Annotated in this window: 9 protein-coding genes; 1 reads left to right on the top strand and 8 read right to left on the bottom strand. The window is 33.3% G+C overall.

The window, feature by feature from the left end; all coding sequences use genetic code 11:
• Nucleotides 1-12: 12 nt before the first annotated feature.
• Nucleotides 13-1,239 carry an MFS transporter gene (locus QM512_RS03090; RefSeq protein WP_282806061.1) on the bottom strand — a complete coding sequence of 409 codons (1,227 nt, stop codon included), beginning with the start codon at nucleotides 1,237-1,239 and terminating at the stop codon, nucleotides 13-15.
• A 154-nt stretch (nucleotides 1,240-1,393) separates the two neighbouring features.
• On the opposite strand from QM512_RS03090, the gene QM512_RS03085 reads away from it, so the two are divergent.
• Nucleotides 1,394-2,356, top strand: a complete 963-nt coding sequence (locus QM512_RS03085) for a LacI family DNA-binding transcriptional regulator (RefSeq protein WP_282806060.1) — start codon at nucleotides 1,394-1,396, stop codon at nucleotides 2,354-2,356.
• Between the two features lie 28 nt (nucleotides 2,357-2,384).
• Here QM512_RS03085 and QM512_RS03080 read toward each other — a convergent pair whose 3' ends face one another.
• The 7 genes from QM512_RS03080 to QM512_RS03050 form a co-directional block, all read right to left on the bottom strand.
• Nucleotides 2,385-5,171 (bottom strand): alpha-L-rhamnosidase, encoded by a 2,787-nt coding sequence (locus QM512_RS03080; RefSeq protein WP_282806059.1) that lies wholly within the window; start codon nucleotides 5,169-5,171, stop codon nucleotides 2,385-2,387.
• A 51-nt stretch (nucleotides 5,172-5,222) separates the two neighbouring features.
• Nucleotides 5,223-6,131, bottom strand: coding sequence for an alpha/beta hydrolase (locus QM512_RS03075; RefSeq protein WP_282806058.1), 909 nt, complete (start codon nucleotides 6,129-6,131; stop codon nucleotides 5,223-5,225).
• Between the two features lie 12 nt (nucleotides 6,132-6,143).
• A complete protein-coding gene (locus tag QM512_RS03070; RefSeq protein ID WP_282806057.1) occupies nucleotides 6,144-8,336 on the bottom strand; it encodes a beta-glucoside-specific PTS transporter subunit IIABC in 2,193 nt (730 codons plus the stop codon).
• A gap of 5 nt (nucleotides 8,337-8,341) precedes the next feature.
• On the bottom strand, nucleotides 8,342-9,184 hold the full coding sequence (locus QM512_RS03065) for a PRD domain-containing protein (protein ID WP_282806056.1): 843 nt from the start codon (nucleotides 9,182-9,184) through the stop codon (nucleotides 8,342-8,344).
• A 169-nt stretch (nucleotides 9,185-9,353) separates the two neighbouring features.
• A complete protein-coding gene (locus QM512_RS03060; protein WP_282806055.1) occupies nucleotides 9,354-10,649 on the bottom strand; it encodes an apiosidase-like domain-containing protein in 1,296 nt (431 codons plus the stop codon).
• A 132-nt stretch (nucleotides 10,650-10,781) separates the two neighbouring features.
• Nucleotides 10,782-12,236, bottom strand: coding sequence for an L-fucose/L-arabinose isomerase family protein (locus QM512_RS03055; RefSeq protein ID WP_282806054.1), 1,455 nt, complete (start codon nucleotides 12,234-12,236; stop codon nucleotides 10,782-10,784).
• Between the two features lie 101 nt (nucleotides 12,237-12,337).
• Nucleotides 12,338-13,357 (bottom strand): LacI family DNA-binding transcriptional regulator, encoded by a 1,020-nt coding sequence (locus QM512_RS03050; RefSeq protein WP_282806053.1) that lies wholly within the window; start codon nucleotides 13,355-13,357, stop codon nucleotides 12,338-12,340.
• Nucleotides 13,358-13,416: the final 59 nt, after the last annotated feature.

Genomic DNA, 13,416 nt, shown 5'->3' with positions numbered 1-13,416 from the left:
CTCCTCACTATACTATTTAGCTACTTTGGCTGATGCTTTCTTTCTAATCCTAGAAACTGCAATTATTACAAACACAATTACGATTACTCCTAAAATACCTGCACTAATTCTCATTTGATCAACTGCAGTAGACAAACCAGTCATTCCACTTAAAAGTGCAATTACATATGGAGAAGCAAATGCGCCTAAGTTGTTACAAATTTGTGCAATTGAAATGATCAAATTACTAATTGAACTATCTACTTCGCTCAAAATAGTGTCATAAACATAAGGAATTATTAAACTTGAAGCCATCATTAGTAATAGCCCAAGAAAGAAAATTGTCATATTACTTGCCTGTGAACATACAATAAAACCAACTGAACCTAAAGCTACTGCAACCACTGGCGTGAAATTCTTCAAAACTTTAAAAATGCGAGCATACGCCATTGAAATCACTGCTCCAATTAATCCAGCAATAGCAATTTCAGTAGAAAGCATTCCTTGATTTGCTAAATGATTTTGTTGAATAACTAATGCAGATGCTGTTGCTTCGACCATAAATGCTGAGAAATATAAGAACAACATTACAAAAGCAACATAAATGCTTGCTGGAATTTTTGCACGCTTGCTAGTTTGATTTTTCTTCTTTTGAGCTACTTTTTCGACCGTAGTTTCTTTTTCCATCTTAGATGTGTAGCCCATCATAAATAGGATCAAAAATGGAACAATAACTAGAAAATACAAGAATGTTGCTTGCCATTTAATTCCCAGTAAAAGTCCAGCAACAAATGTCATTGAGCTGTTACCTAATGTTCCCATAGCACCTTGGATACCAATCAACGTCTTTTGTTCTTCTCCACTAAAACAGTCACCAATTAGAGAAACCGCTAATGAAGTAAATAGTCCAATACCTGCTCCAACTAATAATCTACTTGCTACAATAATTGCAAAGTTATTGATAAAGAAAGGAATTAATCCACCAATAATTGTTGCGATCATTCCGATAATTACAGTATTTCTTTTTCCAACCCACTTAATCACTGCATTGCTAAATAAAATAAAGAGCATGATAGTAAAAGATGGTAAAGTAAATAATGCCTGAATTGAAGTTAATGATTGATTAGGAAATGATTTTGCAATTAAAGGAATCGCTGCTAAATTGGATCCAGCCACTTGTAAAAACAATGAAATTCCCAAAATACCTATTTTTAATTTCCAGTTATGTTTATTTGACCGCTTTATTTCCTCGACATTCATAATTTTTCCTCCTTGTTTTCCTTACATCATCATATTATTATGTAACCGGTTACATTGCAATGGTGAATTGCTTAACTTCTGCTAAACTAATATTTATCTTTATTTGCGATATAATAAGCATGTAAACTGTTACACTAAAATTAAGGATTTTTAAATGACCACAATCAGAGATATTGCTAAATTGGCTAATGTATCTGTTGCCACAGTGTCCAGAATTATCAATAATTCTGGAAAAGTAAGCAAAGATACTCGAGAAAAAGTAAATCAAATAATCAATGAGACTAATTACCATCCTAATCAAGTTGCTAGAACTCTATATCAAAAACGCTCAAAAATGATTGGAATTATTATTCCTTTTATCGAGAATGTCTTTTATGCACGTATAATAAATGGCGTTCAATCTGTATTGCAACCTGCTGGATATACATGTTTAGTTTCTTTTGGTGTAGGTTCTGATAGTAAAAAATATCAAAATGCAATTAATAGTTTCTTACAAAATAATATTGACGGCATTATTTCTTCAGCTTTTGATTTACATGAAAATTATTATCATATTCCATTTGTAATGTATGACAGTGCAAACATTAACGATAACATTGTTAGAATCGTATCAAATAATATTAAAGGCGGTACCGAAATAGTTGATTTGATTAGCAATAATCAAATCAAGAAAGTTTTAATTCAGCATCTTCCTTTAAAATTACCTACCGTTAATGAAAGAGTCGCCAGTATTATTAAAGAATTAAATAAAAAACAACTAAATTACACTTTACAAGAAATAAGCGAGAAGGACACATACAATATCGGAGCTAAAAAAGCGCTTAAAAACATTCAAAACTACGACGCAATTATTACTGTTAACGACATTTACGCTGCACACATCTTAAAACTTGCTAAAAAGCAAAAGCTTAACGTTCCAGAAGATTTTCAGTTAGTTGGATACGACAATAATGAACTATCTGAATTTACTACTCCTACTCTCTCAACTATCGATCAGCAACCTGAATTAATCGGAAAAACAGCTGCTGAGAGATTGTTAGAGATGATCCGTGGCGAAAAAAGTACAGAAAATAGCTTAATAGACATTAAGGTTGTAAAAAGAGAATCAACAAAATAAGACCTGGCAATTTGCCAGGTCTTATTTCTTAATATAAAGTTTCTTGCTTTAAAATTTTTTCTATCTTTTCTGTGCTTTCTTTTGATACATGTTCATATTCCAGCAAGTCCATTAGTGATTTATCAATAAACATGTCTCTTATATTTCCAGAATGTTTTACCTTCTCTAAAATTTTTCCATCAATACTATCTATTTGATGAACTAAGCCTCGATTCTCTAGAATCATAGAAACCGAAGTAGATAATTCATACCCTTTCACATAAGACTGGGTTGGAATGTAGCTAATATGATATTCTCCTCCTTTTAATATTATGTTTTCCTTCATTTCTTGACCATTTACATTTATTAATCTGTTCTTATTTCGAGGTAAAATCATTTTTACATTCATTCCAAATGGAATATCTATTTCTAAATTAATTTTATGTGCTTTATTTATTTCAAGTTTATAATTCACACTAATTTTTCCATATGAAGTTTTTAGCGATGCTTTTACACTTCTTAACCGATAATCAAATAGTGGAGCAAAAGTAATATTTCTAAAACCAGGATCAAATTTTCTAAATCCAACTACATATTCATACATCCAAGACATAACCGCACCAAAGCTATAGTGATTAAGAGAATTCATACCTTTTGGATTCATCCTGCCATCTGGCAAAACTGAGTTCCATCTCTCCCACATCGTAGTTGCACCCATTTTAACTTCATAAAGCCAACTAGGAAAATTATCATTTAAAAACAAATCTACAGCCTTTTCATGTTTTCCATTATCAGATAAGGCAGATAATAAGTATGGTGTCCCAACAAATCCAGTTGATAAATGGTTATTATCTAGCTTAATTAACTCAACCAAATCATTAGTAACTTGTTTTTTCTGATTGCCCAAAACTAAATTAAACTTTAATGCTAACGCTAAAGCTGTTTGAGTATTAATTGCAACTTTTCCATCCATGGTCACATATTTATTACATAATTTGCTTTTAATTCTTTCTGTCAAATCCTGATAATAATCATGATCTTGTGTCTGTTCTAATACTTGAGCGCTATTTGCTAAAATCTGCGTTGAAATCAAATAATAGAGTGTAGCTAAAAAACTCGAATCGGTTCTCCCATTAGGCCTATCTCCATTATCCAGTGCAAGCCAATCACCTAATTGCATCCCTCCAGTCCACATGTCTTTTGTAGTAGTATTTTCACCTATCCAATTTACCCACGACTTCATTTGAAAGTAGTTTTGTTTAAGAATATCCTTATTGCCATAAAACTTATAAATTAACCAAGGAATGATAGTCGCTGCATCACTCCAAATAGCCATCCCAGATGATTTAAGTCCAATATCTGGAACAACTATTGGAAGCTTGCCATTATTTTCTTCTTGCGCTAGTTTCATATCATAAGCATATTTCTTAAAAAATTCATACGAATTCATATTAAAAGATGCCGTTTTTGCAAAAATCTCTGCATCTCCAGTCCAACCTAATCTTTCATCACGTTGAGGACAATCTGTTGGAATATCAAAGAAATTACTCTTTTGTCCCCATAAGACATTATTAAATAGTTTATTTACTTGTTCATTATTAGTCTCAATCTTGCCAGTCTGCAATAAATTAGAATAAAGAACTAAAGACTCAAAGTTTTCTTTCTTTACATTATCTATACCCTCCACTTTTACATATCTAAAGCCAAAATAAGTAAAATGAGGTCGAATCCATTTTTCCTCTCCGTTTGAAATATAGGTAAACGAAGCTCTTGCTTTACGCAAATTATCTTTATAGAAGTTACCATCTTGCAGAATTTCGCCCATAGTTAGTGTAACTTTTTTCCCTTTAGGAGCTGTATTAAAGAAACTAGGCCAGCCAGCATGATTTTGCCCAAAATCTAAAACAGCTTCATTTTTGGGAGTTTTAATTATCTTTTTAACTGGTAATTTTTCATGAATAATAATCGGTAAACTAAGTCTATCTGTTAATTGATCCGTACTTTTTTCTAATTCAATAGCTGCTTGCCACGAATCTATTTTCTTATTTTCATCAAAATCTTCACCATAATAAATCTCAGCTTTAGTAACTTTTCCTTCTGCTGTACGCCAACTAGAATCGGTTTTAATTACTTCTTTACTCCCATCTTCATAGTCAAGATGTAATTCAGCAATAATCATTTGTTGATCGCCAAATATGTTAGTCTTTCCACCATCAAAACCTAATCGTCCTTTATACCATCCATCACCTACTGAAAAGAGTAATTCAAATTTTAAATTTTCCTGCATTAAAGAAGTTACATCATAAGTTTGAACTTGAATCCAATCCTGATAGTTAGTAAAACCTGGGGAGAGATACTCATTTCCAATCTTTTGATGATTTAAATATGCTTCATATAATCCTAAACCACTCGCATACAATCTAGCTCTTTTTATTCCTACATTTTTTCTTTGGAACTTTTTACAAAACAGAGTATTAGAGATGGTTTTATCAGGACTAGCTATCCACTTTCCTAGATACGGCTCATCTAACTTTCCTGTTTCAAAGAAGCTACTTGCTTTTACTTCTTGATTCAGGGCTTTAATACTAATTTCGACAATATACTTAGTACGAGCTTTCAAGTTCACTTTTACATTAAATTGGTTATTTTCATACTGTTCATAATCAACTAAATAAATAACTTTATTACTTTCAGCCTCAAATATTTTGATTTTTTTATATACTTTTGAAAAATCACTTATATTTAGATCTTCAACTGCAAAAGTTACTTGAAAATTATCCAGCTTAAATCCTAAGGGCTCGACCATTTGATTAATTAGAATATTAGTAATCTTCATTTTTATCTTCTCCTAATAAAAAAGGTTTGGCTCGTCTTGCCAAACCTTTTTCTAAAATAAATTAATCAGCTTATTTTCTTTTAACCAGCCTAAGTATAATCTCTTCCAAGTTGCAGCTTGTTCATTACTTTGACTTCGATCTTTTTTACTATCAGTTCTTAAATCTGCCAAAGCCAAGCCATGCTTTCCCTTTTGATAAATATGAAGTTCAAAAGGTACCATCTTCTCTTCTAATTGGCTAGCAAAATTAAGAGCACTTGCTACTGGAACATAAGGATCTTCCATGGTGTGCCAGATAAAAGTTGGTGGTACATCCTTAGATACTGTATCAATCATATTAACTAATCGTACTCGCTCTTCTGATTGATCATTTCCTAAAGTTGCATAGTCAATCATACTAGGACCAGCCATTTTCTTAGTTTGTTTGTAGCGATCTTTTTCAGGCGATTGTGCCATGTGTGGAGCACCATAGGATAGACAAATTGAATTTGGTTGATATTCTTTTCTTGATTTTCCGACTAACTTTTCTAGCCAATCAGTATTCCAGTAAACTCCTAATTGAGCAGTTAAATTACCACCAGCCGAAAATCCAATTACATTTATACTGTTACTGTCTAAGTTCCACTCTTCTGCATTCTCTCTCACATACGCTACAATCTTGGCCAGATCTACTAAAGGATTAGGGAAAGCAGAGACAGGTTCTTTACTATAATCATGTTTACCATCATAAAAGCCTAAGCCTTCAGTTGCATATTGGGCCACAATACATGAAAATCCTTTTCCTAAAAATTCAAGAGCAATAGGTTCTTCTTCGCGCCAGGACGTCCACATATATGCTCCACCCGGAACAACGATCATTACTGGAGATTTGCGCTTAATATCAATTTCTTTATTTGGCTCTTGCAAATAAAAAGTCGCTTCTGCTCCATTTTCTCCAATATTTTTCTTAAAATATTTCATAGATCTACCCTCCTATGCTTGAGTTGCATTAACAGGAATTTCTACTTCTTGGTCAACTGTAGCCATCAATATTTGATCGCCAAATTTGACTGAATCGCCATCTTTCTTTTCAACAATAATATCATCAAAATTATTGGTATTAGTAACGATAATTGGAACAACTGTGTCGTACCCAGCGGATTTAATTTGATCTACGTCAAAGGTCTCAAGTAAATCACCTTGTTTAACTTTTTGACCAGCAGCCACTTTGGCGTCAAAATACTTACCCTTTAAGTTAACAGTATTAATACCTAAATGAATCAGTAATTCAACACCATTTTCTGACTTCAAACCAATAGCATGCTTAGTTGGAAATACTGAAATTACTTCTCCATCAAATGGAGCACGTACTTCATTATTATTTGGTTGTACAGCCAATCCTTTACCAATTGTTCCAGCTGAAAATACTGGATCATCTACATTCTTTAATTCAACAGCAGTACCTTGAATTGGAGAAGCAATTCCTTGATCTTTAAATTCAACTTTTTTAACATCGAATTTTTTCTTTGGAGTAGCTGGTACAACTTTATCGCCCCAAATAAATGTCAAAATAAAGGCTAATGCAAAAGCTACAATTAATGAGATTACAAATGCGATAAATGATGCATCAATTCCTTTTGGATTAATAAATGCTGGAATACCGAAAATACCACCACCAGGCATTGTATACATACCTGCATGAAAGGCGGCTGCGATTGCACCGCCAAAGGCTGATCCAATTGAAGCAAATACAAATGATTTTTTATGTGGTAAGGTTACACCATAAATAATTGGTTCTGTAACACCAAAGAAACCAGACACAGCTGCAGGGATAGCAATTTCTTTAAAGTTTTTATCTTTTGCTTTAAGTCCCATTGCTAAAGCTGCTCCAACTTGTCCAAACAAGGTACAGTACATAATACCGTTAATTGGGTCAAAATGATTTGTCATTAAATTATTCATTAATACCGGAATAAATGCCCAGTGCAAACCTACAATAACGGCTGCTTGCCAAATGCCACCGATTACAAATCCTGCTACTACAGGAACTAATCCATATAGCCAAAGACTTGCACTTGATAGCCATTGACTAAGGGTTTGCATAACTGGTCCAACAATTAAGTAAGTTAAAGGAACAATTACCATTAAGTCTAAAAGAGGAACAAATAAGTTTTGTACCACCTTTGGTACAACTTTCTTAGTACCTTTTTCAAACCATGACATTCCCCAAATTGCAAATACAATTGGTAACATGGTTTGACTATAATTCATCAAATTGACTGGAAGTCCAAAGAAAGTAATTGCTTTGTGAGCTGTAGCTGCTGCAACCATTGTTGGATAGACTAATGCTCCACCAGTAACAGCACCTAAATATTTATTAACATGAAATGTTTTAGCAGCAGAAAAGCCTAATAAAACTGGTAAAAAGTAAAACAAGGAATCAGCTGCCGCATTCCAAATCATGTAAGTACCAGTACCTTGCTTTACCCAACCTAAAACATTAAGTAAAACCAAGAGTCCTTTCAACATACCAGCACCGGTCATGACACCTAACAATGGCATGAATAATGAAGAAATTAAAGCCACTAGTCTACTAAAAATATTTCCATCTTTTTCGTCATCAGTAGTTACCTCTTCTTCACTACTCAAGCCCAAAAGTGGCATCACTTGATCGTAAACATCAGCCACATTATTTCCAATAATAACCTGATATTGACCGCCTGCATGTGCAACTCCCATGACGCCTTTTAATTGTTTGATTGCGTCATCATCAGCTTTCTTTTCATCCTTTAACTTAAAACGCAATCTAGTTACACAGTGAACTAAACTAATTACGTTATCCTTTCCACCAACTAGCTTTACTATTTGTTCAGCTAGTTTTTTATTTTTTTCATCAGCCTTAGACATTTTCTTTACTCCTCTACTTGCATTAGCTTGTTTCATCAAGTTAATTAATGCTTGGTAATATTTTTCAACATTTTGTCCTAAAAGGACTTGTAGTTGTCCGTCTTCAAACTTGCTTTCTGAAACCTCTGGAATTAACTCTAATTCTTGATAATTTATTTTATTTGAATCTTTTAAATAAAATCTTAATCGAGCAATACAATTGAAAACTTCGTCAATGTTTTCAGCTCCGCCAACAGCTACTAAGATTTTCTTTGCTACCTTTTGATAATTGCTATTCATTTTTACTACCTATCTGCTACTGCAATATGATGAATATGAATGGTTAAATACATAATTTCATCTTGCGATACTTTGTAATTGAATTTTCGCATTACAATTCCCGCAATACGTTGAGAAATTAAATATTCTTTATGGTAGCGATGAATAACCATGTTATAAAGTTCTGGATCTACATTAGCTTCTTGCGTCTGTTTTTTAGAAATTCTCTGAGCAAAGAACTTTAAATGCGTTACTAAACGATAATAAGCAACTGATTTCGAATTAATTTCCATCTTTAGCATTTCGCTAATGATTTCTAAAAATCGATTAATTAGTTCAATTGTTCCTGCAGTATGTTCAAGCGAATTCCCTTCTTCAGCAGTAATCAAGTGCATTGCTATATTGGTAGCTTCATCTTCTGGAAATTTAAGGTTTTCTGTTTTTTCTAAATAACGTAAGACACGTTTTCCTAATTGAAATTCATCCGGATATGTTTGCATCGTTTCAATAGTTAAACGGTTCTGAATCGGCATCCCCTTTTTTAATCTTTCAACCGCAAACTGCAAATGATCTGGTAATGATAAATAAATATCATCACTCAACTTTTTGCCTGAGCTTGCAATTGTCTCCGAAATAATTTGATCGGATAGTTCAATATACTTTGGATCAATGCTTGCTAGCATTTCGCTCATTGAGTTAGTATCTTTTTCATTTTGAGGATAAAATATTTTTTCCACTTTATCTTCAGAAATGATTTCTCCTGACTTTTTATGAAAAGCAATCCCGTTTCCTAAAGCGACCAATGTCTGCTTATGTTTATCTGTCGCAACAACTGCGTTATTGTTAAGAACTCTCTTAATTAGAAGCATAAAATTTACCTTTCAATAAAAAATGGCAAGACACAATAAACCTAATTAAAACAATTTAGATTTATTTGGTCTTGCCAACTCAATGTAACAATCCGATTTCTTATTTCAATTATAAATATAGCACTCGTTGTAAGCGATTGCAATGGCATTCAAATTAGTTTAGTTTAATTTAGTGCTTCTTACTTATAATTACTACCTCATCTTCTAATATTGGCAGCATCTGAAAGGTATTATTTTCAACTTTTCCTTCTAAAATAGTTCTTTTCTGTAAGTCAATTACTTTACACTCATTGATATTAAATCCAAACTTACTAAAGTCTAAAGTACCAGCCGTGGGTAAATAAATTAGTACATAATTCTCACTTTCAGCTGCTCTAATAGCATCGTCTTCACCTTCATTTAACGGATTCACTCCATTTAGAGCATATTCATCTAAAATACTCTTCAAAAATCCTAAATCTTTTGCGCCACGAAATGTTAAACAAGTACGCCAGTCATATGGTACAAGCTGAACATTAAAGTTCTGTTCTAATTCTTGTTCGGGACGACTAGTATCTTTCCATGGCCAAATTCCAAAACTGCCATAACCTAACCCTGCATCAGCACCGGACAAAACAGCTCGCCAAGCTGCTTTTCGCACATCAAAAGCACTGTATCTTTTAGGTTCAGGCGAATGCATTTGAGTTAAGCCCTCATAACATAGCTCAGTGTCAATAATTGGACCAGTGTAATCTTGCTTTTTACGTAAAGCCAAAGGAATAGTATAGGCAGTATTTTGACCAGCGTAACCATGACCAGATTGGTAACTATAAAAGCTAACTTGCTTAACAAACTCTTCTGGCAAGTCGTGACTTTCACCATTAATATGAAAAGTGTAGATACCTTCTGGATCAATTTCTTTAGCTGTATTTAAGACTTCTCGATAATATTTAATTGCCTTTTCGCGGTCTTGTTTTTCATTATCGGTAAAGCCAACATCCCCACTAACAAACCAAATAGGATGAAATTCTTTAAACTTATTTACTACATAAGTCACATATGGTCTGATTTGATCAAAGGACATTAGATTATTTTTAGCGGCATGATAACTTGCAATCCAATTATCTGGAATAAAGTTACTCCAAAGTAAAACTAAAGCCGGCACCATGTCTCTTTTTCTCATTTCTTCAAGCATCTTAACAGCATTATCAAAATAACTTTCATTTATTTTAGTGAAGTCATATTCATATGATCCATCTTCATGCTCTTTAATTGCAAATGGTTCTCTTCCTGCTAAAGGTTTGCTTGAATCCCACTGTCTTAAAATATTAATTTGAATTGTGTTAAATCCTTCTGCTTTTCTAGTATCAAGATAGTAACGCCAATCTGGCATTTCAATACTTGTAAATGCACCCCAGCAAGTATCTGCTAAATAAAAGAATTTTTTGCCATCTTTATATAAGTATTTTCCTTTTGTTGTCAGCATATTGTTTTCTCCTATAAAAAAAGCAAGACACTAATAAACCAAATGAATTCTTTAGGCTTATCCGGTCTTGCCAACTTAATGTCACAATCCTAACTTATTTTATCATTTCTGTAAGCGCAAACAGAGATATCACTACTTTTGATTATCATCTAAAATAGTATCTAAATCGCCATACCAATAAGCTGCGACCTTGTTCTTAATTGGATCATAATAATCTGGATCTACATTAATGTACTTACATGCTTCAGCCAAAATTGGTACAACGTCTGCACGGACACCTGCCATATGGTGAATATATGGACCATAAACATATTTAGCTTCAAATCTATTCAAGTCTTTAAACTCAAACCAAGCATAGGTCCCTTGTTCATATGGACCATCACAAGTTTTAGCATTCCCAATTAACATTGAATACTTACCATGATCACCATCAAATCTAACTAAAGTATAAGTTCCATCTTTAACTTCAAAAGCGGCTGAACCAGGATAATCAAAGACAAAATGTGAAGGCGGTAAAACGGGACGATTCTTAGCAGTTTGAAAAGCAAAAGTACCCAAGTGCTGGAGCAATTCGCCATTTTCGTTTTCAGGATGACGACAGTTAACATCCGCAAATAATGCTCTCTCATCGCCTAAAGTTGCACTTTCTGCTAAGATTTCTGAAATCGCACCATTAATATCAGTTTCACAAGTTACTGGCATTCCCTCAGTTTGAAGAAGTGCTTCAGACGCATAAGGCAAAATTCCAATTTCACGCTGTAATTCAGTCCAGCATTGAATTGTGCCAGCATTGCAGCCATATTCATTCATTTTATCTTGCATTGCTAACTTCAAAGCAGCCACTTTGGTGAAGTCTTCATCCTTAATCTTAATATCGGCCCATTTACGGTAAACATCTTTTGTTTCTTCAATTCGTGGATCTTTTTCATCAATTAACTTATACATATAGGAAGTTAATTCGCCCAGAGGAATTGGAGAAAGTTGGATACCAAACTTTTCAAGCAATTCACCTTCATTGACAATTACTGACCAAAAGTCAAATGGACGAGTTCCGATTTGTAAAATCCTAGTATGTTTAAAGGTCTTAACTACATTACATACCTTGATAAAATCGATTACCCCACGACTAAATGACGGATCATCAATATCGCTATTTCTAATATAAGTAAATGGAACATTGAAGTGAAGCAAAACTTTGCCAATTGCAAACAAACCGCATTGTGTATCACGTCTTCTCGAACCATCAGGAGCTGGAGCTTCATCTCTTGGGCCCCAAAGTAATACTGGAACGTTTAGTTTAGCTGCTAATCTGGCAACTTCATATTCAGTACCGAAGTTCTCATTAGCAATAAATAGACCATCAATCTTTGCCTCTTTGAACTTTTCAGTAATTTTTTCTAATCCTTCATCATCATAAAGAAGTCCATCATCATTTACATCTTTGATGTCAACGTAATTGACGCCTAATTCGTCCAACTTTTCACGCGTCTTATTAGCAAACTCAATTGCGGCAGTTGCTGAAAAGATATTTCTTCTAGTTGGCGCAAAGCCAAGTTTAATTTGTTTTAAAACATTTTTATCAGTCATAATTATTACCTCTTAGACTTTTTGTATTCGCTTACAACTAAAAGATAACTAGAATTTAGCAACTCGGCAATAGCTATTTTACTTAATTAAGCTTAACTAAACTATTTCAGAGATTCTCTAACAATTAATTTAGTCGATACAAAACTCTTCTGACTAAGCCAATTTGAATTGCTGACTTTTTCTTGCAATTGATTAATAGCCTGTCTTACAATCTGTTCAATTGGCACATGAATTGTTGTTAGTTCTGGATTAATCATCGTGTCTTCAAAAATATCGTCAAATCCCATAATTGCTACTTTTTCAGGAATTTTAATTCCGATTCTGGTTAATTCCTTAACTAACCGCAAAGCCATATAATCATCTTCACAAAAGATAGCATGTGGATATTCGTGACCAGAATAGAAAAACTCAGGCAGAGTCCCTTTTAACTCAATCGGGTTCAAACTAAAAACAAACTCGCTAGGAACTTCAATATTGTTTTCTTTTAAGGCAGCTCTAAATCCTTCTCTTCGTTTTAAGAAATTAGTAATTATCCGGTTAGAAGCTACATAGCCAATTTTGGTATAACCGCTATCAACGATGAATTTACCAGCATTATATCCACCTTGAAAATTATCAATTGAAACAAAATCCGCATCAACATCCTCAAAATAATTATCAATAAAAATTGCATTTTTAATCTTTGAATTCAGAAAGAGTACCTGTTTTTTATTTAAATCTGTCGCAAGAACTATTGCGGCTTTACTCTTTTTGAGTGCATCATTTTCTTCAAGATCATTTTTCAAATTACGAATATTCAAAGTAATAATCTGAACTTCACCACCAAAACCACCAACATTATCAGACAGATGCGATACTAACGAATCAAAAAATGGCAAGCTAGCATAACTACGGCTCATCATCCCTGCCGTATCTTTGATAATTACTAAACTAATACTAGTTAGTTTTCTCACGCCACCCTTTTTATGTTTTCTAAGTGGTTCATACCCCATTTCTTCTATTACCTTAAAAATATGTTTCCGTGTTTCTTCACTTACACCAGGTTTTCCGTTCAATGCAAAAGATACAGCTGCTTTTGAAATACCTGCTTCCTTTGCAATATCACTCATTTTTAGTTTCATATTTATTTTTCTTTCTTAATCAAATTTACTAATTTAAGCTAAACTAACTAAATTAATAA

Source organism: Lactobacillus isalae (genome assembly GCF_947539375.1).
Taxonomy (GTDB): domain Bacteria; phylum Bacillota; class Bacilli; order Lactobacillales; family Lactobacillaceae; genus Lactobacillus; species Lactobacillus isalae.
The sequence above is the reverse complement of the archived record's forward strand: the minus strand, read 5'-3'. Positions and strand labels throughout refer to the sequence as shown.

What these genes read in the sequence shown, in the direction of transcription:
- QM512_RS03075 (WP_282806058.1), bottom strand. Translation starts at nt 6,131, where the DNA reads ATGAAATATTTTAAGAAAAATATTGGAGAAAATGGAGCAGAAGCGACT.
- QM512_RS03090 (WP_282806061.1), bottom strand. Translation starts at nt 1,239, where the DNA reads ATGAATGTCGAGGAAATAAAGCGGTCAAATAAACATAACTGGAAATTA.
- QM512_RS03070 (WP_282806057.1), bottom strand. Translation starts at nt 8,336, where the DNA reads ATGAATAGCAATTATCAAAAGGTAGCAAAGAAAATCTTAGTAGCTGTT.
- QM512_RS03080 (WP_282806059.1), bottom strand. Translation starts at nt 5,171, where the DNA reads ATGAAGATTACTAATATTCTAATTAATCAAATGGTCGAGCCCTTAGGA.
- QM512_RS03065 (WP_282806056.1), bottom strand. Translation starts at nt 9,184, where the DNA reads ATGCTTCTAATTAAGAGAGTTCTTAACAATAACGCAGTTGTTGCGACA.
- QM512_RS03055 (WP_282806054.1), bottom strand. Translation starts at nt 12,236, where the DNA reads ATGACTGATAAAAATGTTTTAAAACAAATTAAACTTGGCTTTGCGCCA.
- QM512_RS03050 (WP_282806053.1), bottom strand. Translation starts at nt 13,357, where the DNA reads ATGAAACTAAAAATGAGTGATATTGCAAAGGAAGCAGGTATTTCAAAA.
- QM512_RS03085 (WP_282806060.1), top strand. Translation starts at nt 1,394, where the DNA reads ATGACCACAATCAGAGATATTGCTAAATTGGCTAATGTATCTGTTGCC.
- QM512_RS03060 (WP_282806055.1), bottom strand. Translation starts at nt 10,649, where the DNA reads ATGCTGACAACAAAAGGAAAATACTTATATAAAGATGGCAAAAAATTC.